Origin of the sequence: Pseudomonas sp. NFX224 (assembly GCF_048565165.1) — a bacterium.
In the GTDB taxonomy this organism is placed as follows: Bacteria; Pseudomonadota; Gammaproteobacteria; order Pseudomonadales; family Pseudomonadaceae; genus Aquipseudomonas.
The window spans coordinates 3,998,547-4,017,842 of the sequence record NZ_CP183416.1 but is presented as its reverse complement, the minus strand read 5'-3'; the positions used below and the strand labels follow the sequence as shown (position 1 = coordinate 4,017,842).

General features: G+C 60.4%; 16 protein-coding genes and 3 pseudogenes. 10 read left to right on the top strand and 9 right to left on the bottom strand.

Annotated elements, in window-relative coordinates; translation table 11 throughout:
* The first annotated feature begins 124 nt into the window (after positions 1–124).
* Positions 125–1,957 carry a gamma-glutamyltransferase gene (gene ggt / locus ACNYC6_RS18260; RefSeq protein WP_419708573.1) on the top strand — a complete coding sequence of 611 codons (1,833 nt, stop codon included), beginning with the start codon at positions 125–127 and terminating at the stop codon, positions 1,955–1,957.
* A 107-nt stretch (positions 1,958–2,064) separates the two neighbouring features.
* On the opposite strand, the gene ddlA is transcribed toward ggt, so the two are convergent.
* Together ddlA and ACNYC6_RS18250 are read right to left on the bottom strand one after the other, a co-directional pair.
* Entirely contained in the window at positions 2,065–3,159 is a 1,095-nt protein-coding gene (ddlA, locus tag ACNYC6_RS18255) for a D-alanine--D-alanine ligase (protein ID WP_419708572.1), read from the bottom strand.
* Between the two features lie 10 nt (positions 3,160–3,169).
* A pseudogene (locus ACNYC6_RS18250) lies at positions 3,170–3,253 on the bottom strand (lysine transporter LysE); the annotation flags it as partial.
* A gap of 144 nt (positions 3,254–3,397) precedes the next feature.
* Here ACNYC6_RS18250 and ACNYC6_RS18245 point away from each other — a divergent pair.
* Together ACNYC6_RS18245 and ACNYC6_RS18240 are read left to right on the top strand one after the other, a co-directional pair.
* A complete protein-coding gene (locus ACNYC6_RS18245; RefSeq protein WP_419708571.1) occupies positions 3,398–4,207 on the top strand; it encodes an AraC family transcriptional regulator in 810 nt (269 codons plus the stop codon).
* A gap of 76 nt (positions 4,208–4,283) precedes the next feature.
* Positions 4,284–4,652: a cupin domain-containing protein gene (locus tag ACNYC6_RS18240; protein WP_419708570.1), complete on the top strand. Its 369-nt coding sequence runs from the start codon at positions 4,284–4,286 to the stop codon at positions 4,650–4,652.
* Positions 4,653–4,663: 11 nt separating this feature from the next.
* On the opposite strand, the gene ACNYC6_RS18235 is transcribed toward ACNYC6_RS18240, so the two are convergent.
* The 4 genes and pseudogenes from ACNYC6_RS18235 to ACNYC6_RS18220 form a co-directional block, all read right to left on the bottom strand.
* Positions 4,664–5,263: a flavin reductase family protein gene (locus ACNYC6_RS18235; protein ID WP_419708569.1), complete on the bottom strand. Its 600-nt coding sequence runs from the start codon at positions 5,261–5,263 to the stop codon at positions 4,664–4,666.
* A 110-nt stretch (positions 5,264–5,373) separates the two neighbouring features.
* Positions 5,374–5,811: pseudogene (locus ACNYC6_RS18230) on the bottom strand (methyl-accepting chemotaxis protein); the annotation flags it as partial.
* A gap of 150 nt (positions 5,812–5,961) precedes the next feature.
* Positions 5,962–6,600, bottom strand: a pseudogene (locus ACNYC6_RS18225) (PAS domain-containing protein); the annotation flags it as partial.
* 192 nt (positions 6,601–6,792) lie between these two features.
* The gene (locus ACNYC6_RS18220; RefSeq protein ID WP_419708568.1) at positions 6,793–8,133 is read right to left on the bottom strand and encodes an MFS transporter; all 1,341 of its coding nucleotides are present in this window, start codon (positions 8,131–8,133) and stop codon (positions 6,793–6,795) included.
* Positions 8,134–8,333: 200 nt separating this feature from the next.
* Here ACNYC6_RS18220 and ACNYC6_RS18215 point away from each other — a divergent pair, with 200 nt between their 5' ends.
* The 3 genes from ACNYC6_RS18215 (at position 8,334) to ACNYC6_RS18205 (ending at position 11,687) form a co-directional block, all read left to right on the top strand.
* Positions 8,334–9,752 (top strand): short-chain fatty acid transporter, encoded by a 1,419-nt coding sequence (locus ACNYC6_RS18215; protein WP_419708567.1) that lies wholly within the window; start codon positions 8,334–8,336, stop codon positions 9,750–9,752.
* 95 nt (positions 9,753–9,847) lie between these two features.
* A complete protein-coding gene (locus ACNYC6_RS18210; protein ID WP_419708566.1) occupies positions 9,848–11,020 on the top strand; it encodes a hypothetical protein in 1,173 nt (390 codons plus the stop codon).
* 145 nt (positions 11,021–11,165) lie between these two features.
* On the top strand, positions 11,166–11,687 hold the full coding sequence (locus ACNYC6_RS18205) for an SET domain-containing protein-lysine N-methyltransferase (RefSeq protein WP_419708565.1): 522 nt from the start codon (positions 11,166–11,168) through the stop codon (positions 11,685–11,687).
* A gap of 6 nt (positions 11,688–11,693) precedes the next feature.
* Here ACNYC6_RS18205 and can read toward each other — a convergent pair whose 3' ends face one another.
* The gene (gene can, locus ACNYC6_RS18200; RefSeq protein WP_085723977.1) at positions 11,694–12,338 is read right to left on the bottom strand and encodes a carbonate dehydratase; all 645 of its coding nucleotides are present in this window, start codon (positions 12,336–12,338) and stop codon (positions 11,694–11,696) included.
* A 170-nt stretch (positions 12,339–12,508) separates the two neighbouring features.
* On the opposite strand from can, the gene ACNYC6_RS18195 reads away from it, so the two are divergent.
* On the top strand, positions 12,509–12,913 hold the full coding sequence (locus ACNYC6_RS18195; protein ID WP_419708564.1) for a serine kinase/phosphatase: 405 nt from the start codon (positions 12,509–12,511) through the stop codon (positions 12,911–12,913).
* 125 nt (positions 12,914–13,038) lie between these two features.
* Here the strand turns inward: ACNYC6_RS18195 and rimI are convergent, their stop codons facing one another.
* Both rimI and ACNYC6_RS18185 read right to left on the bottom strand, forming a co-directional pair.
* A complete protein-coding gene (gene rimI, locus ACNYC6_RS18190) occupies positions 13,039–13,491 on the bottom strand; it encodes a ribosomal protein S18-alanine N-acetyltransferase (protein WP_419708563.1) in 453 nt (150 codons plus the stop codon).
* A complete protein-coding gene (locus tag ACNYC6_RS18185; RefSeq protein ID WP_419712977.1) occupies positions 13,484–14,230 on the bottom strand; it encodes an energy transducer TonB in 747 nt (248 codons plus the stop codon). The genes rimI and ACNYC6_RS18185 overlap by 8 nt, the downstream gene beginning before the upstream one ends.
* 207 nt (positions 14,231–14,437) lie before the next feature.
* Between ACNYC6_RS18185 and mksB the strand changes: the two genes are divergently transcribed.
* Genes mksB through mksF form a run of 3 tightly spaced genes read left to right on the top strand, consistent with a single transcriptional unit; the run spans position 14,438 to position 19,243 of the window.
* The gene (mksB, locus tag ACNYC6_RS18180) at positions 14,438–15,715 is read left to right on the top strand and encodes an Mks condensin complex protein MksB (protein ID WP_419708562.1); all 1,278 of its coding nucleotides are present in this window, start codon (positions 14,438–14,440) and stop codon (positions 15,713–15,715) included.
* Positions 15,705–16,406: an Mks condensin complex protein MksE gene (gene mksE, locus ACNYC6_RS18175; RefSeq protein WP_419708561.1), complete on the top strand. Its 702-nt coding sequence runs from the start codon at positions 15,705–15,707 to the stop codon at positions 16,404–16,406. Before mksB ends, mksE begins: the two co-directional genes overlap by 11 nt.
* On the top strand, positions 16,403–19,243 hold the full coding sequence (gene mksF, locus ACNYC6_RS18170; RefSeq protein ID WP_419708560.1) for an Mks condensin complex protein MksF: 2,841 nt from the start codon (positions 16,403–16,405) through the stop codon (positions 19,241–19,243). The genes mksE and mksF overlap by 4 nt, the downstream gene beginning before the upstream one ends.
* Positions 19,244–19,296 lie beyond the last annotated feature (53 nt).

Genomic DNA, 19,296 nt, shown 5'->3' with positions numbered 1-19,296 from the left:
CCCTACAGAAATTCCGCCCGTTGATGAAGGACCAAAGCGTCTTTGTCGTGGGACCCGGTTTGCGTCACTCCATGGTGGCCGATAAAGTCCTCGATACCTTTACCTCACGGATGGAGTGCCCCGCGTGTTCTCAGCCTTCCACTTGAGCCGCCATCGTGCGTCAGGCATCGCGCTGATCGTTGCTGCGTTAACCCTCGGCGCCTGCAACAACGCTTCGGTCCCGACGTTGCCATCAGCACCGGAAAGCGCTTCCGGTTATCGCACCGACCTGCAGACCCGACATGCCACGAAACATATGGCGGCTGCCGCTAACCCGCTGGCAGCCGAAGCCGGGCGCGAGATGCTGCGTCGCGGCGGTTCGGCCATCGATGCGGCGATTGCGATGCAAGCCGTGTTGACGCTGGTCGAACCGCAATCGTCGGGCATCGGCGGTGGCGCATTGATCGTGCTGTGGGACGGTAAAAAAGTGCGGACCTACGACGGCCGCGAAACGGCACCGGCCGGCGCCACCGAGAGGCTTTTCCTGGAAGCCGACGGGCAACCCATGCCATTCACCCAAGCGCAGATTGGTGGTCGCTCGGTGGGCACACCGGGCGTGTTGCGCGCCCTTGAGCTTGCTCATCAAAAACACGGACGCCTGCCGTGGGCGCAACTGTTCGAGCCGGCGATCAAACTCGCCGAACGGGGGTTCATCATATCGCCACGCCTGCACGGGTTGATCGCCTCGGACAGGTCCATGTCTCGCTCGCCGGAGATGATGGCTTACTTCCTGAATGCCTATGGCAGCCCGAAAGCCAGCGGCACACTGCTGAAGAATCCGGCGCTGGCCGCGTTGTTCCAACGCCTTGCCAAGGAAGGACCGGACGCGTTGTACAAAGGCCCTGTCGCGCAGGAAATCGTGGCCAAGGTTCAGGCCCACACCAACCCCGGGAGCCTGTCGCTAAATGATCTCGCCCACTACAGCGCCAAGGAACGCGCACCCCTGTGTACCGATTACAAACGCTGGAAGGTGTGCGGTATGCCGCCGCCGTCATCGGGCGGGATTGCCGTGGCGCAGATCCTCGGCACCCTGCAGGCCCTGGAGACGCGCGACAAGCGCTTGGCCCTGGCACCGATGAAACCGGTCAAAACCGAGGCCCCCGCCGGCATCGAACCCACTTCCGAGGCTGTGCACCTGATATCGGAAGCCGAGCGCCTGGCCTATGCCGACCGCGCACAATACGTGGCCGATACCGACTTTGTGCCGGTGCCGGTCAAAGGCCTGGTAGACCCGACTTACCTGGCCAGCCGCGCCGCCTTGATCGGTGAGCGCAGCATGGGCACAGCCCAACCGGGCACGCCTCCGGGCATCCAGGTTGCCTACGCACCGGACCGCTCGCCGCTGCGCATTTCCACCTCGCAAGTCGTAGCCGTCGATGACCAGGGTGGCGCGGTGTCCATGACCACCACCATCGAATCCGCCTTCGGCTCGCATGTGATGGTGCAGGGCTTCCTGCTCAACAACGAGATGACCGACTTCTCATTCATCCCCGAAGAGAACGGGCAGAAAGTCGCCAACCGCGTCGAACCGGGCAAACGCCCACGCTCGTCCATGGCCCCAACGCTGATCTTCGACCGCCAGAGCGGCGAATTCATCGCCAGCATCGGCTCTCCCGGCGGCTCGCAAATCATCGAATACGTGGCCAAATCCACCATTGGCCTGCTCGACTGGAACCTCGATCCGCAAGCGGCCATCAACCTGCCCAACTTCGGCAGCCGCAACGGCCCGACCGAACTGGAGCGCGGACAGTTCAGCCCGGCACTGATCCAGGCGCTGAAGGACAAAGGCCACAGTGTGAGCGAGATCGACATGACCAGCGGCACCCAGGCGATCATTCGGGTCAAGGATGCGCAAGGGAATGCGTCGCTGGCGGGCGGGGCCGATCCTCGGCGGGAGGGGGAAGCGCTGGGGGATTGAAGTTCATGCAGATACGAAAAGGGCCTACCGGAAGGTAAGCCCTTTTTTGCGGTCGAATCGAAATCAGGCCGGTACACCCAAAATGATGGGCGATGCCTTGAGCGCGCTCAACGACTGATTTTCAGCGTCCGTCGAGCCTGATGTTTTTCCACGGCCAGCTCGATCAGCCGCGTGACCAGTTCACTGTAGGTCATGCCTGCGGCCTGCCACAGTTTCGGGTACATGCTGATGCGGGTGAACCCGGGCAGTGAGTTGATTTCGTTGATCAGCACTTCACCATTGTCTGTCAGGAACACGTCGACCCGCGCCAGCCCGGAACACCCCAGCACATGAAAAGCCTCGACTGCCATGGCCCGGATACGCTCGCGGGCCTCGACGCTGATATCGGCCGGGACCACCACTTGCGCGGCCGTGTCATCGATGTACTTGCTGTCGTAGGAATAAAACCCGCTGCGCACCACGATCTCGCCGCAACCGCTGGCGATAGCATCGTCGTTGCCAAGCACCGCACATTCGATCTCGCGACCGCTGACCGCCGACTCGATCAGCACTTTCTCATCAAAGCCCAAGGCCAGCTCCACCGCTGCCACATACCCGGCTTCATCGGTCACTTTGCTCACGCCCACGGAAGAGCCCTGATTCGCCGGTTTGACGAACAGCGGCAAGCCAAGTTTGCCCACCACGTCGCCAAACCCGGTACGCGCCGCGGTATTGCGCGTCAGGGTCACGAACGGTGTGACCGCCAGCCCGGCATCACGCAGCAGACGCTTGCTGATGTCCTTGTCCATGCACACAGCTGAACCGAGCACATCGGAGCCGACGAACGGCAAATCCGCCATGCGCAGCAGGCCTTGCAAGCAACCGTCTTCACCGAGGGTGCCGTGGACGATCGGGAAGATCACATCGACGTGGCCCAGCAATTCCTGGCTAGACGTTTCCACCAGTTGCTGACTGGCCTTGCCCGGCACGACCGCCAATTCGCGGTTGGATTGATTGAGTGCAATCAGCGCCGGATTTTCCTGGTTCAGCAGGAAGTTCGACGGGTCGTTGAGGTGCCAGTGGCCTTGTTTATCGATACCGATCAGCACCGGTTCGAAACGAGAACGGTCCAGCGCATCGACGATGTTTTTCGCCGATTGCAGCGACACTTCATGCTCGGCCGAACGCCCACCAAAAATAATCCCTACACGCAGTTTGCTCATTCAAATCACCTCAACGATTGGCCACCAGATGCGCACCGAGCAGCAGGTAGCAACGCCCTGCAAAGCGGTCCAGCCATTTGCGCGAGCGGTTGTACGCCCCCGTCACCCTGAGTCGATGTGGAAGATGGGCAACACAGTGCAGCATTTGCCGTGGGTTTTCTACTTGCTCGAACCGAGAAGACAGTGGATCGGTCACTGGGTTAACGTAATCGGTATCGAGTTCAAGGCAACGATAATCATGGTCAGGCATCTGCCTCACAATGACTGGTTCCACCGCGCACCGGATGTGGGTGGCCTGCAGCGTTTCGAAGCGTTTTTTGCGGGCCATGGCTACGACCTGCACCGCCACGACACTTACGCCATCGGTCACACGCTGGCAGGCGTGCAGAGTTTTCAGTATCGCGGTGGCTGGCGTCACAGCTTACCCGGCGGGACGATAGTGCTGCATCCGGACGAAGTCCACGACGGCGAGGCTGGCACCGAGGCCGGTTTCAAGTACCGGATGATGTACATCGAACCTGCGCTGATCCAGCAGATGCTTGGCGGCCAACCCCTTCCATTCATCCAGAACGGGCTATCCAGCGACCCTCGCTTGTTTGCCGCCACGGCCACTCTGCTACGCAGTCTCGATTGCCCCCTTGAACCGCTGGAAGAGCAGGACGCCCTGTTCGATCTGGCACAGGCCCTGAACAGGGCTGGAGGCATGACGGTCAAGCGCTCCAGCTTCGACTACGTGGCAGCAGAGCGTGCGCGCGAATTCATGCACAGCGCACAGGATCGGACCGTGACCCTGGAAGAACTGGAGCAGCACAGCGGACGGGATCGCTGGAGCCTGTCACGGGACTTTCGCCTGCTGTTCGGCACCAGTCCTTACCGATATCTGACCATGCGCCGTCTCGACATGGTCCGCTCACTGCTCATTCAGGGACAGTCGCTGGTCAGTGCGGCGCTGATCGCGGGCTTCACCGACCAGAGCCACATGACCCGACATTTCAGCAAGACCTACGGCCTGTCGCCGGCACGGTGGATGAAAATACAGCGCCCTTGAGCGATGCACAATCGTACAAGAACTGCACCGACAGGCTGGCTATCGTGGACTCAAAAGCAACCACAGGAGCCACGCCATGAACGCTTACAAAAGCCTGAATTTCGCTGAAAAAATCACCCGGATCGATGAGCACTGGTCACCCAGGGTCATCGCCGAAATGAACGACTACCAGTTCAAGGTTGTGAAGTTGCTGGGGGATTTCATCTGGCACGACCACCTCGACACCGACGAAACCTTCATCGTCCTCGAAGGCCGGTTGCGCATAGATTTTCGCGACGGGCACGTGCTGGTAAATACCGGCGAAATGTATGTGGTGCCCAAAGGGGTCGAGCACAAACCATTCGCCGAGCAGGAGGTGAGGCTCCTGCTGATCGAACCCAAGGGCGTATTCAACACCGGAAGCGAAGGTGGCGAACGTACCGCCCAGAATGACGTCTGGGTGTAACCACCGCGTGTTTACAACGCCAGGGTCTTGCCGTCTACCGGATCACCAATCTTCAAGAAATGCCCGCCAGCCACATGGTGCAAGGTGCGCAATGCCTCTTGCCCTTCGAAGTGCCAGCGCCCGTCACTGAACACGCGTTCGTCAGCCTGGGCGGCAATCACTTCGGCGAGGAACAGGTCGTATTGTTGATGATTGCCCGGCTCCGGCATCAGTCGGCACTCCAGCCAGGCGACGCAGCCTTCGAGCATTGGAGCGTCGATCATCTCGGCCGCGAAGGTTGGCAAGCCATAGACCTGGAATTTGTCACGACCCTGTTCCCGGGTCAGTTCCAGGCCGGATGTTGAACCGACGGTCTGCACGATATCGGCCTGCGCGGCGCACGGCACGTTCAGTACGAAAGTGCCCGAGGCTTCGAGCAATTGGCGGGTCCAGGTGGACTTGTCGAGGACCACGGCGATTTTCGGCGGTTCGAAATCCAGGGGCATGGCCCAGGCCGCCGCCATGATGTTGCGCTCGCCGTCATGGGCGGCGCTGACCAGCACGGTCGGCCCGTGATTGAGCAAACGATAAGCCTTGGGCAAAGGGACCGGGCGGCGATGGGAAGCGCTCATGGATGTTTGCTCCTTGGGGGGAAAAGGAGTCGATTGTAGCGAGATAAAAGTCACTGAAATGAAAAGATCGCCGAAGCGATCTTTTCGTTTTACGTCACAACGCGCAAATCTTATGACGACAACTGATTGGCAAACTGCCCCACTGCGTTCACCACTTTCTGCGCACCGTCCTGGATCTCGACGATCACCGTCCCTGCTTCCGCCGCCAGCGCCAGCCCCTGCTCCGCCTGAATCTTGCCGTCGGTCATCAGAGCCACGGCGTTGCGGGCCATGTCCTGGTTCTGACGCACTACGAGCACGATCTCATCGGTAGCCTGGCTGGTGCGCGAGGCCAGTTGCCGAACCTCGTCCGCTACCACCGCAAACCCTCGCCCCTGTTCACCGGCACGGGCCGCTTCGATGGCGGCGTTGAGCGCCAGCAGGTTGGTTTGTTCGGCAATGCCGCTGATGGTCTTGACGATGGTGCCAATCACCAGCGACTGCTCGTTCAGCGCTTCGATACCGTCGCCGGCGGTTTGCATGTGCTTGGCGAGGTCGCGCATCACATCCACGGCCTGGGTCACCACGGCATTGCCACGCTGGGCACTTTGGTCGGTTTGCTGGGACGTGCTGTAAGCGATGTTGGCCGCTTCGGCGACGGCTTGTTCCTGATTGACCTGATCGGTAATCACCGTGGCGAACTTCACCACTTTGTAGAGCTTGTTGTTGGCATCGACCACCGGGTTGTAGGACGCCTCCAGCCAAACTGTACGACCATGACTGTCGATGCGCCTGAAACGATCGGCCACATACTCCCCCGCATTCAGGCGGCGCCAGAAGTTCTGGTATTCGGCGCTGTTGTAGTCTTCCGGCAGGCAGAACGTGCGGTGATGCTTGCCTTTGATCTGCGCCAGGCTGTAACCCATGCCGGAAAGAAAACGATCATTGGCTGTCAGCACATTGCCATTGAGGTCGAACTCGATCACCGCCGTCGAACGCACCAACGCGCCGATCAGGTTTTCATGTTCGCGGGAGGCCTCGATAGTGCGGGTCAGGTCGCTGGAGTAGATCGAGAAATGCCTGATCCGCCCGTCGGCCGAACGCACCGGTTGAACGATGGAGCGCAACCACGCTTCCTGACCGGTTCCGCGCAACAAACGCACGGTGCCGGCGAAGTGCTCGCCGCGGGTCAGCGCCGTATTGAAACGTCGCTGGAATTCATCGTTTTTCACGTGAGCCGGGACAATCTCGTCGATGCTCCGGCCGACCAGCTCATTGCTCTTGTAGTGCATCTCGCCGAGGAAGTTCTGGTTGACCGATTCAACCCGTCCATTCGCATCAAGGGTCAGCACCAGCATCTCGCTTTCCAGACTTTCCTTCACTTGCTGAAGGCTGGAGAGTTCTTCGCGAAGAGCCGACAGCTCCTGCTTCAAGCGTTTATTGAACATGGGGACGCACCGATGGACTGGGATAGAAAGCGATATGCAGCCTATCCATCGGCCTTTTGGTTCTTTTCTGAAGAGCGTTTCAGCTTTGTCCTACAAAAATAGTTACACCGTGCCAGGCGCCCCTTTCACTGACAGGGCACCAGCGGCCGAACAACTGACCACTCTCGGCATCCGCGCGCCGAAGTACGCCGCGCTGCCCACGCCCACCGCGCCCATCACCGCACAAAAAATCACGCAGATCCACGGGCTCCACGGCATCAGACCGATCAACAGCAACGGTGTGATACTCGCCCAGGCGGCGTAGGCAATGTTGTAGGTAAAGGAAATACCGGAAACGCGAATCCGCGCCGGGAACAGGCTGACCATCACCGACGGCACCGCACCCACAACGCCGCAGGTAAGCCCGGCCACCGCATAGGCCAGACCGATCCAGTGACCGCCGCTGATCAAACAGGCATAGAGCACGCCAATGCCCAGCGGCAGCAGCAGGCTATAGAGCATGACAGTACGCCAGGCACCGATGCGGTCGACCAGCAGCCCGGCAAGCACGCAGCCAATGTTCAGAAATACGATGCCCAATGCGCTGAGGGCGAACGTGTGGCTGGCGGTCATGCCGAAGGTTTTCTGCATCATGGTCGGGGTGATGACCACGAACACCACCACTGCCGACGTCAGCACACAGGTGAGGATCATTGCTGGCAGCATCGCCAGTCGATGTTCACGCAGGACCGCGCGCAACGGCAGTTCGACGGCTTCCTCGCGCTGGGCCTGCATGGCCATGAACACCGGGGTTTCGCTGAGCCAGCGACGCAGCCAGACGCCGATCACACCGAATACACCACCCAGCAAGAACGGATAACGCCAGGCGTAATCAAGGATTTCCGCCGGGGTGAAGGCCTGCGCCAGGAACGTCGCCGTCAAGGCGCCCAGCAGATAGCCGAAGGTCAGTCCCGCTTGCAAAAAACCCAAGGCATAACCGCGATGGCCGGCCGGCGCGTGCTCGGCCACGAATACCCAGGCACTCGGCACTTCACCGCCGACCGCCGCGCCTTGCAGAACTCGCAGAAGCAACAGTAATAGCGGTGCGAAATAGCCGATCTGCGCGTAGGTCGGCATGAGTCCGATCAGCAGGCACGGCAGCGCCATCATCAGGATGCTCAGGCTGAACACTCGTTTACGCCCCAATCGGTCGGCGAAATGCGCCATCAGGATGCCGCCCAGTGGCCGCGCCAGGTAACCGGTGACGAAGATGCCGAAGCTTTGCAGCAAGCGCAGCCACTCGGGCATTTCCGGCGGGAAGAACAGTTGGCTCAAGGTCAGCGCGAAAAACACGAAGATGATGAAATCGTAGATTTCCAGCGCTCCGCCGAGGGCGGCGAGCCCCAGGGTTTTGTAGTCCGAGCGGCTGAATGGCGTCGGGCGCGAATCGGTATTGGCAGTCATGAAAAGAACTCTGGCACAGGCAAAAACCAAGGCGCCCATGGTCTACGCAAACGCGTCGGCGGACAACCCGTTAGACCAAAGTCCCATAGCCACAAAACAGCCCCGCAAAAAACCGGTGATTGAATTAATGTTGGCGTCTGTCCAGACGGGCCCCCGCCGCCCCGAAGACCACAACAAACATAAAAATCCGAGGTACTCCCGTGGCCGCTGATATCGAAGATAGCCGCTCCGCCCGCTTTGCCCTGCGCTGCTCAAGCTTTGCCGAACGCTGGTTTCCCGACTCCTGGGTGTTCGCCGCCCTTGCGGTGATTATCGTGGCCGTGGCGACCATGGCCATGGGCGCCAAACCCACTGACGCCGCCATGGCCTTCGGTGATGGTTTCTGGAGCTTGATCCCTTTCACCATGCAGATGGCGTTCGTGGTGATCGGTGGTTATGTAGTCGCCAGCTCACCTCCAGCGGTGAAGTTGATTGATCGTCTGGCGAAGATCCCGAAAAACGGCCGCTCCGCCGTGGCCTGGGTGGCGCTGATTTCCATGGTCGCGTCGCTGCTGAACTGGGGCTTGTCGCTGGTTTTCGGCGGTTTGCTGGTGCGCGCCCTCGCCCGTCGGACCGATCTGAAAATGGATTACCGCGCCGCTGGCGCTGCGGCGTACCTCGGGCTTGGCGCGGTATGGGCCCTGGGCCTGTCGTCGTCCGCGGCCCAATTGCAGGCCAACCCGGCCAGCCTCCCGCCGTCGATTCTGTCGATCACCGGGGTGATTCCTTTCACCCAGACCATCTTTCTATGGCAGTCCGGCGTGATGTTGTTGGCGCTGATCATCATTTCGCTGATCATTGCCTACGCCACCGCACCAGGGCCGAACTCGGCGCGTGATGCCAAGGCCTGCGGCGTCGATCCGGCCTTTAACCTGCCACCGCTGTCACCACGCACCCGTCCCGGCGAATGGCTGGAACACAGCCCCCTACTGACCATCCTGCTGGTATTGCTGGCGGCTGGGTGGTTGTTCCATGAGTTTTCGACCAAACCGGCGATCAGTGCGATTTCTGGCCTGAACACCTACAACTTCCTGTTCATCATGCTCGGCGCCCTGCTGCACTGGCGCCCGCGCAGCTTCCTCGATGCCGTGTCCCGTGCGGTGCCGACCACCACCGGCGTGCTGATCCAGTTCCCGCTTTACGGCTCGATCGCTGCGTTGATGACCACCGTCAAAGGCGCCGACGCGCAAACCCTGGCTCACCACATCTCGACGTTCTTCGTCAGCATTGCGTCCCATGACACCTATGCGCTGCTGATGGGCGTTTACTCGGCGATTCTCGGGTTCTTCATCCCGTCCGGCGGCGGCAAGTGGATCATCGAAGCGCCGTATGTGATGCAAGTGGCCAACGACCTGAACTACCACCTGGGCTGGGCCGTGCAGATCTACAACGCCGCTGAAGCCCTGCCCAACCTGATCAACCCGTTCTACATGCTGCCGCTGCTGGGTGTGCTGGGGTTGAAGGCGCGGGACTTGATCGGCTTCTCGTTCGTGCAACTGCTGGTGCACACGCCGCTGGTGCTGGTGTTGCTGTGGGCGCTGGGGACGACGCTGGCCTATACGCCGCCGGTCATGCCGTAACAACAAAAGGGGCCGATATTTCTTTCGGCCCCTCTTTTTGTTCTGGCCGGTCTGTTTCAGTATGGGGTGACATACACGCTGAAAAGGATCTGAGCATGCTAAAACTCGCAGGACTCACCCTCGCCGCCCTCGCTCTGAGTACCACTGCCCACGCGGATATCAATCTGAAGCTGGGCAATATCGAACGCGTTACCCGCCTCTTCGCCTATCCCAACAACTGCAACGTCATCTGCTTTCGCAACTGGACGCTTGAGCAAACCGTCGAGCATTACCTGACTCAGAGCGTGCAACGCGATGGCTACAGCGATGCGAAGGTGCTGGTCAAAACCGATAACAACCAACTCTTCGCCGAAATCATTGGCGTACCCAAGACCTATGAAAAACCTTTGGCCGCACTGCTCGACGCCGGTGACCTGGCCTACAACGGCGCGAGCAAACTCAATGCCGACGGCAAGTGGGCCTACAGCTGGTATCTGTTCCTGCCGCTGGGCATGGCGCTGGAGAATCGCAGAAGCGTCGAACTGCTGCACTTCCCGCCTGACTATTCGTTGACCCAGGCTCAGGATTACCTGAAGTCTGCCACCACGGATCGCTGGGCCACATTGCTGACGGTCAACGGCGTCCCTGCCGAACAGACGCCGGGCTATCAGACGATTATCGATATTGCCCCGATTGCCGCACCGTCCAACGCCGGCAAGGACCTCGAAGGCGTCTATGGCTACTTCAAGGACTACCAGACCACGATGGTCAAGCAGGTCAGCCTGAGCGCCAGCGGCGAAGCCCTGCCGATGGTCGCTTTCGGCACCCCGGTGCGTAACTGGGTCAAAGAGCAATACGGGCCGACAGTGAATGTGTTGAGCCTGGTCTACATCAGCCCGAACGAAGGCGTGAAAGTCCCCGTGCTGGGCGCCAATCACCCGAGTTACATCTGGTATGCCGCCGACCCGACGAACTATACCGGCAGTGATGCCCAGGCCAAGGCCGATGCGGCGGGCCTGAAAGTCATGGGCCAGGATTTGAGTGCATCGTGCTGGCAGGCTGCGATGGGCCGCGAAACGGACACTAATCCGGATGTCGAGCTGAAAACCTGCACGCAAACCTGGCAAGTCGCGCAGAAAGACAAAACCTGCGAGCTGTTCTACACCTCGATCCGTAACCTGACGCCCCAACAAGCCGCGGGCAAATGCTCGACAGCGGTGATCCAGACCCAGCTCAAACAACTCAAGGCGCCAGCACCCGCCGCTGCAAAACCCGCTCCGGCACTGTAAAACGATGAACGGCGGTCCACTCTGTCAGTTATGACAGTAGACCGCCCGTTGTATCTGCGAGAGGCTTGGGCTGACCCCACGTGCTGCAGCGCTGACAGGATCGTCGGCGGACGGAAGTCGCAGCACCGAGCAAACAAGGATCGTTATGAAAGCCAATGCACTGCATAAGTCCCTCGCGCCGCCATCCGCGGGCGTTTATCCCTTTGCCGAGCTGCCCCTTCGGCTCGGATTTCCTTCCCTGACCGACTTCGAGATCCTGCAGGATGCAGGCAAACCGGTGGCCGCCGTCGCGCTGCGCGAATTCCCTCGCATCAGTCGAATCTGCCGTATATCGGGACATTTGCTGCCGTATCGCTGCCGGCACACCCGGCAACTGGCGCCCGGCGTGCATGTCTACGACCCGCGTTTCTGTGGGCTGCTGCAACACGCTTGCGACCCGAATGTCTATCTGGACATGAGTGAGCTGTGGTTATGGGCGTTGAAGGACATTCACAAAGGCGACAGGCTGACGATGGACTACGCCGCCACCGAGGACAAACTGCTGCGCCAGTTTGCCTGTCGCTGCGGCGCGCATAACTGTCGGGTCTGGATCACCGGCTACGATGAGGCGCCGAACGCCGACGGCCAGCTGTTTTTGCAACAGTGGCGTCGGCAACTCCTCAGCTGAAGGGTTTTACAGCGGCTCGAAGGGACGCAGGCGGTACTGCGGTGGCAACTGTTCGAAACCACTGATCGTGGCATTCAGGCTTTTCCAGCGACCGTCCTTGATCCCGTAGATGCAGCCATGGATCGACAGGCTCTGCCCACGATGCCAGGCGTTTTGCACGATGCTGGTGTGGCCGACATTGGCCACTTGCTGGATCACGTTGAGCTCGCAGAGGCGGTCGACCTGCTCTTCTTCGGTCGGCAACTTGGCCAGCTCTTCACGCTTTTCGTAATAAAGATCGCGAATCGAACGCAGCCAGCCGTCGATCAAGCCGAACTGGCGATCCTGCATCGAGGCGCGCACGCCGCCGCAGCCATAGTGGCCGGTGACCAGGATGTGTTTGACCTTGAGTACGTCAACGGCGTACTGAATCACCGACAGGCAGTTAAGGTCGGTGTGCAGCACCACGTTGGCCACGTTACGGTGGACGAACAGATCGCCCGGCAACATGCCGACGATCTCGTTGGCCGGCACTCGCGCATCGGAACAGCCGATCCACAGGAACTCGGGGGTCTGCTGGCGAGCCAGTTTGGCGAAGAAATCAGGATCTTCCTCCTTGATCGCAGCGGCCCAACGCTCGTTGTTATCAATCAGATCTTGTAATTCGTTCATGCTTTGAAGCCTCAAGAATGATGCGCAGCTTTGACAGACAACCGCCCGTCGGGGTCACGCGCGAAATGCAGTTGCTCTCCTGATGCCTGGTTCATGGCGCTCCATGCCGGTGGAATTCTCGGTAGTCCCATGGGTCCACCGTAGTAAGGCCTACAGTATGAGGAATTGCCATGAATGATTCACGACGTCCTTACGATGCGGTACAACCGGAACCCGTCGATGACAACGAAGACCGCATGGGCTCGATGCGTGAGCTGGATTTCGATGAAGAAGAACCCAGCGCCAAAATCGGTGACGAACTGCCGGACAAGGAGCGCGAGCAACTGATGCCTCGCCACCGTGTGCGCGAAGCCGGCATGACGGGTGCGTCGACCGGTGACCACGAATCCACCGATGACGACATGAGTCCTGAAACCCTGATCCGTGAGGACGGCGCCCTGGATGCGCATGACTTCGGCGCCGACAATCACGCGGATTGGGACTTGAGCATTGTCGATGAAGAGGACATTGGCGGTGGCAATGGTCTGGATGAGGCGGAGTTGGCGCGGCGCGATCCTCTCGACAAAAAACATTGATCCTGTGGCGAGGGAGCTTGCTCCCGTTCGGCTGCGAAGCAGTCGCAAAACACTTCCCCCAATGCTCTCGGGGGCCGCTTCGCGACCCAGCGGGAGCAAGCTCCCTCGCCACAATGAATGATGCTTCAATCCACCAAAGTACAGGCCATCACCACCGCGTCTTCGCGCCCACCGACCGCCGGGTAGTAATCCCGGCGCCGGCCAATTTCGTTAAACCCATAGCGTTCATACAACTTAAACGCTGCGGTGTTGCTATCGCGCACTTCGAGGAAACACTCCCGGGCGTCGGCCTTGTAGGCAATCGACATCAGATGCTCAAGCAAGGTCAGCCCCAGGCCACGGCCCTGGTTTTCCGGTTTGACGGTGATGTTCAGCAAATGCGCTTCATCGAGGATGATCTGCACCACACCATGGCCGACCTGCTGCTGCCCTTCAAACATCAGCCAGATCTGGTACTTGCCCAGCCCATCGAGAAAAATCCCGCGGGTCCACGGATGGCTGTAGGCGGCGTACTCAATTTTGAGAACAGTTTCCAGGTCCGCCTCGGTCATCGAGCGGAACGATACAGCGTCACTCATTTGATTCTTTCCAGCGCGCCATCAGCCGACGCATGGCTTGCCAGACATCAGCCTTACGCTGTGGCTCTTCCATTAATAATTCCAGGCCCGGCAAGGCCCAGACCGAACCCAGGCCTTCGACCTGCAGTTCACGGTTGTAGGACTCGGCATCCGCCTCACCGGCAAAACGCACCGCCGGCAAGCCAATCAGCCAGAGGCAGACGCACGGCGCGTCTTCGAGCCTCGCCGAAAGAAAACCCTGGACGAAATCCCTGGCCGCTTCCGGCCCTTGGTCCATGTTGCCGCGCACCAGCAGCGGCCAGCGCACCGGCTCGCCGATAATCTGCGGGCTGTCCGGCAGACCGGCGGCGCGCAGCATGTCCTTGAGCAACAGATAAGCGGGATCACGGGTCTGGAAGGTGTCGCCTGTGGGTAACTCCACCAGCAGCAGGCAACGCCCGGCGCGCAGCAATTGCAGGGCGAAACGCGGCGGCGGTATCGGCGCAGCTTTGGCGACGATCGGTGCCTCTTCGGCCTCCTCGACCGCTTTCGCTACGGTGCGAGTGCTGGTCGAAGATGGCCGTGGCACTTCGATTTTCAACCGCTCGGCGGGTTTGACTACCGGTGCCACAGGCGTTTCAGCCACTGCAACAGGTGCGACCGGCGCGACGACAACCGGCTCGGGCATCTCCAGCAACTCGGGCCGCGACGGCGCAGCAAAGGGCAGTTCGGTGCGCGGCAGCCAGTTGACCACCTGCATGGCGTTCAAATAAGCGCGACGACGGGACTCGATAAGCAAAGGTCGGCCACTTGTGGATAACTAATAGTGCGCTGATTCTACCGCCCTTCGCTCAAGATCGCCCGCAGTTGATCGATAGAAAACCAACAGTCCGTCCCGAGAGTGAATCGCATTGCGTCCAATGCAGTACAATCGCGGCTTTTAATCGCCAACCAGCCGGCCATTCCGATGATCGAACCCAAGCGCGTCTTGCGCGCCCTCGCTGAACACTGGGCACTTCTGGAGCCACTGTGCGAGCACTTCGACCAAGGCACCCTGAGCCTCAACGAATTGCGTTCACAGTTGGCCGCCCAGCAACTCGACAGTACGCCGCAGGACATCACCAGCCTGCTGGACGTGTGGATTCGCCTCGACATTCTGGTTCCCGTGGCGAAAAGCCCGAACCGTTTCGAGCTCAATGCGCAGATTCACGACTTCCTCGCCTATCTGCGCCGTGAACACCGTCTGGGCCTGTGCCTGGAAATCGAAGCCTACTTGCGCCACCTTGAGCGCTTGGCCGGCTATATCCAGGACGCCTTCGATATCCGCGACGGCAATGACCTCGCCCGCCAGCTGCGCCTGCTCGACATGCGCGTGCGGGACGTGCTGAAAAAACTCGATAACGACGAACAGGCGCTGGTGGCCGTCGCCGAACGGGCGAAAACCAGCGACCGGCAGATTCCGCTGCGTCAGCGCTACGCTGAAGTACTGGCGACCTGGGATGAATACGTCGAGCCGATGATTGATCTGGTGAACGCCGACGGCGCCTTCGAACAAGGCGTGCGCAAGGTCGAAACCGTCCTGCTGAAGATGCTCAGCGAGCAGCAGCGACTTGGCCATCTGGTCGATGACGACATGCTGCTGCGCACCCACGCGCGCATCCTCGAAATGCAGACCAGCGCCCAGTTGACCCTGCGCCACGCCCGCGAACTGCTGCTGCCGCTGCGTGAAGAAGCGCGCCGGCACAACGCCGTGACCCGTGGCGCCGCGCTGGCCCTGTCGATGATTCGCCGCAAGGGCATCGACGCCGTGCCGCAAGCGGCCATGCCGATGTTCACGCGCCCGCAAAGCACGTTCCTCGGCAGCGCCAGTCAGGTCGAAGCCTACGTTTATGCGCTGGCACGTTTCGAGCCGAAACCGGCGCGATTCCCCAAGGCTCACAAGACCCACAAGGGTGGCGATGCCCCGCGCGCGCCTCGCACGGTTCGGGAAATGCTCGAACGTTGCGAAGATGCCCTGCCGATGCCGGACCTGATGACCTGGCTGCTGGAGCAGGAACCGGACGGCGCTACTGACGAATTGCTGTACTGGTTCTCGCGCCTGTCCCGGGAAAAGCGCTTCAAGCGCGAACGCCTGGAACGTCGCGACTACTTCACACACGAGCATCAGGTCAGCCTGCGCTCCTTCGCCCTGCTCTCGGCCGGCGACGCCGTCGAGGATTCTGCGAGCACCCCACATGCATCTTGATCTATCCGAACTGTCCCAGCTGGCGCCGATCTTTCGCGAGCTGTTCAAGGGTTACCACGTCAGCCGCCGCGATCCGGAGCTGTACGCTCAGTTGTCGAACTTTCAGGACCAGTACCGCACGCTGTTCAAGGCCCTGGGCTTTGAGCTGGTCTGCGACACCCGTGGCTTCTACTACTTCGTGCCGGACCTCGCGGCTGCAGCGGTGAACAAGACTGCCCAGCGTCTGGCCCTGTTCACCTTCATCCTCGTCGAGCACCTGGCCGATCAGGGGCGCGATCCGATCGCCGTGCTCGACGGTGGCAGCCTTGGCCGGGATGAATTGCCGTCGTTGCTGGAGAAATACCGCGACCTGTTCATCCAGGCCGAAGTGCAGACCCAGGATGAACTCGAAGAAAAGATCATGCGCCGCATGACCCAACTCGGTTTCGCCAGTGAAGAAAACGGCGTCTACCGTTTCCTGCCGCCAATGCACCGATTCCTCGACGTCTGCCTGTCGGTTCAGCAGGACCGTGATCTGGCCGCCAGCCTGCACAGCGTATTGCCGCTGCCAGTGCCGGTGCTGATCGACGAAGACAGCGACGAAAAACTGCTGCAGACCGACGACCCGCTCGACCTTAGTGAATTCGACGGTGAAAGCGAAGAAGACGCCCTGGCTCGCGCCATCGCCGAAGAACAGGAGCTCGACGCATGAGCAAGGAACGTTACGGCATCCGCCGCTTTGCCCTTCTGAACACCGCCGGCTACAGCCTTGGCCTGTTCCCGCTGGAAGAACCGCTGTCGGTCTACGGCGCGAACAACCTCGGTAAATCCGCCTCGATCAACGCTTTGCAGTTCCCGATCCTGGCACGCATGTCGGACATGAGTTTCGGCAAGTACAGCCTGGAACAATCCCGGCGCTTCTACTTCGCCTCGGACACCAGCTACATATTGGTGGAGGTGAACCTGCCCCACGGTCCGCATGTGATCGGCGTGGTCGGGCGCGGCCCGGGCGGCGGTTTCGGTCACCAGTTCTTTGCCTATGCCGGCAAACTGGACCTGGCCCATTACCAGAAGAACGACACCTGCCTGCGCCAGAAAGAGCTGTTCACCAACCTTGAGCGCGAAGGCCTGAAAGCCTACGAACTCAAGCCGGACGAACTGCGCCGCTTGCTGGTCGGTGGTCACACCTCGATTCCGCTGGACCTGACGCTGATCCCGCTGCGCTCCACCAGTGAACAGAGCCTGAAGACCTTCCGTGCGCTGTTCATCAACCTGCTGCACATGCGCGAAATCACGGCGGCCAAACTCAAGCAATTGTTCCTCGATGCGTTCGAACACAGCTTGCGTTCCGGTAGCGTTGATTACATCGCCGCGTGCGAAGAAGCGTTCCGTGATGTACGACGCATGGAGCAGGACTACAACTCGCTGGTCGCCGCCGGCCCGTTGGTCGAAGCCTTGGCCAACGGCGTGAAACAACGCGACATCCTGCGCGGCAAGCTGCACCGGGTTTCGCCGCTGCTCGACTCGCTGCTGGGCACGTGGTCGGACTACGCCAGTGCGCGCAAGGAAGAGCTGACTATTCAGGCCGAGCACTACCGCAACGAACAAGACGCCCTGCAAAACGATCAGCGCGGCGGCACTCAGGAACTGATGCGTCTGGAGCGGGAAATCACCGGCATCCAGCGCTGGCTCGGCGAACTGTCGGTGCTCAAGCATCGCTTTGCCCTGGTCGATGACGTCAAGGTGCTGGAACAGCAACTGCTCGCCGCCAAGGATGCGCACGACGAATTGGCCGGTGCGCTGGCACAGTCCCGTCAGTTCAGCGCCGAGGATCTGGAAGAACGCCTGCGCGATCTGGAAAAACGCCTGAAGTCGGTCAAGCAGCAACTCGACAATGCCGACAACAACAGTTACGCCCGTCTGCGCGAAGAGTTCTCGCAGCAAGACGTCGAGCGCCTGATGCGTCTGTTCAACAGCGCACTGTTCAGCCTGCCATTGGGCGAACATGGCATCACCCTCGACGAAAACGGCGACTGGGTGAAATCCGTTGAGCTGATTCTCGATGGTTTCAAAGGCGAACGTTTCGAAGTGCCGGGCCTGTCGATCGACATCTCGCACATCGAACCGCCAGCTCTGCAAGCCCTGGCTGACCGCGCCGCGTTGCGCGACCAGAAAGAGCGTCTGGACAAAGAACTCAAGCAGCTGAAAACCCAGCAAGCCGTGGCCGCCGACCGCGCCGCGAGCAAGACCCAGACCGAAGCGCTGTACCAGCAAGTGCTGGACGCACAGAAAGCCCTGGAAGACTTCCGTCGTGCGCAAACCTTGAGCGCCGAAGAAGGCGACAAACTGGAACAACTGGCGCAGATGGAAGCCGCGCAGGATGAGCTTAAGCGCTCCAGCGATGCCTTCACCGAACGCGTCCAACAACTGTCGGCCAAGCTGCAACTGGTCGGCCGCCAGATCGGCGACATGGAAGCCAAGCAACGCACCCTCGACGATGCCTTGCGCCGTCGGCAGTTGTTGCCGGCAGACTTGCCATTCGGCACGCCGTTCATGGACCCGATCGACGACTCGATGGACAACCTGCTGCCGCTGCTCAACGACTATCAGGACAGCTGGCAGGGCTTGCTGCGCGCCGATGGCCAGATCGAGGCGCTGTATGCGCAGGTCCGCCTCAAGGGTGTGGCCAAGTTCGACAGCGAAGACGACATGGAGCGCCGCCTGTCGCTGCTGATCAACGCCTACGCGCACCGTACCGATGAAGCACTGACACTGGGCAAGGCTCGTCGTGCAGCCGTGACCGACATTGCCCGGACCCTGCGCAACATCCGTAGCGACTATGACAGCCTCGAACACCAGTTGGCGCTGTTCAACCGCGAGATCAACAAGCGTCAGGTCTCCAACCTGCAAAGCTTCCGCATCGTGCTCGCGCCGAATAAGGAAGCGCTCAAGCACATCGACCAGATCATCCACAGCGCCGGTCAATACGAAGAAGGCGAAACCCTGTCGGTGTTCGACCTGAGCCAAAGTGCCGAGCAGGACAACAAGAACGAAGAGGCCAAGGAATACCTGGCGCGCCTGGTAGCGGCGAACCACAACCAGCTCGGCCTCAAGGATCTATTTGAACTGGCGTTCGAGATCACCAAGGTCAACGGTCAACCGGTGATCCACACCGACATCGACGGCGCTGCCTCCAACGGCACCACCATGACCATCAAGGCGCTGACCAACATGTACTTGTTGCTGCACTTGATGGACCGCGATCTGGCCGGACGTGTGCGCTTGCCGTACTACCTCGACGAAGCGGCGGACATCGATGAAAAGAACCAGGCCGCACTGCTGGAAACCAGCCTGCAACTGGGCTTCGTACCGATCCTGGCGAGCGTGAAGCCGCAAGTCTGCGCCAGTGTCGCCATCGACCTGGAAGGTGGCAGCGGCCCGGCCGGCATCTACATCGACGAGGCGGACTGGAAGTACATCCGCCGTCACGATCAGGTGAAGGCGACAGTCAACGAACAGGCGGATGAACCGGAGCTGGATGCGGTTTGATTCGGTTTGAATAAAAAAAGGCCGCGATCCAATGGATCGCGGCCTTTTTCATT

What these genes read in the sequence shown, in the direction of transcription:
- ACNYC6_RS18235 (WP_419708569.1), bottom strand. Translation starts at nt 5,263, where the DNA reads ATGAGCGCTTCCCATCGCCGCCCGGTCCCTTTGCCCAAGGCTTATCGT.
- mksF (WP_419708560.1), top strand. Translation starts at nt 16,403, where the DNA reads ATGAGCAAGGAACGTTACGGCATCCGCCGCTTTGCCCTTCTGAACACC.
- ACNYC6_RS18195 (WP_419708564.1), top strand. Translation starts at nt 12,509, where the DNA reads ATGAATGATTCACGACGTCCTTACGATGCGGTACAACCGGAACCCGTC.
- ACNYC6_RS18210 (WP_419708566.1), top strand. Translation starts at nt 9,848, where the DNA reads ATGCTAAAACTCGCAGGACTCACCCTCGCCGCCCTCGCTCTGAGTACC.
- mksE (WP_419708561.1), top strand. Translation starts at nt 15,705, where the DNA reads ATGCATCTTGATCTATCCGAACTGTCCCAGCTGGCGCCGATCTTTCGC.
- ACNYC6_RS18240 (WP_419708570.1), top strand. Translation starts at nt 4,284, where the DNA reads ATGAACGCTTACAAAAGCCTGAATTTCGCTGAAAAAATCACCCGGATC.
- rimI (WP_419708563.1), bottom strand. Translation starts at nt 13,491, where the DNA reads ATGAGTGACGCTGTATCGTTCCGCTCGATGACCGAGGCGGACCTGGAA.
- ddlA (WP_419708572.1), bottom strand. Translation starts at nt 3,159, where the DNA reads ATGAGCAAACTGCGTGTAGGGATTATTTTTGGTGGGCGTTCGGCCGAG.
- ACNYC6_RS18185 (WP_419712977.1), bottom strand. Translation starts at nt 14,230, where the DNA reads ATGCAGGTGGTCAACTGGCTGCCGCGCACCGAACTGCCCTTTGCTGCG.
- ACNYC6_RS18205 (WP_419708565.1), top strand. Translation starts at nt 11,166, where the DNA reads ATGAAAGCCAATGCACTGCATAAGTCCCTCGCGCCGCCATCCGCGGGC.
- can (WP_085723977.1), bottom strand. Translation starts at nt 12,338, where the DNA reads ATGAACGAATTACAAGATCTGATTGATAACAACGAGCGTTGGGCCGCT.
- ACNYC6_RS18220 (WP_419708568.1), bottom strand. Translation starts at nt 8,133, where the DNA reads ATGACTGCCAATACCGATTCGCGCCCGACGCCATTCAGCCGCTCGGAC.
- mksB (WP_419708562.1), top strand. Translation starts at nt 14,438, where the DNA reads ATGATCGAACCCAAGCGCGTCTTGCGCGCCCTCGCTGAACACTGGGCA.
- ACNYC6_RS18245 (WP_419708571.1), top strand. Translation starts at nt 3,398, where the DNA reads ATGGTCAGGCATCTGCCTCACAATGACTGGTTCCACCGCGCACCGGAT.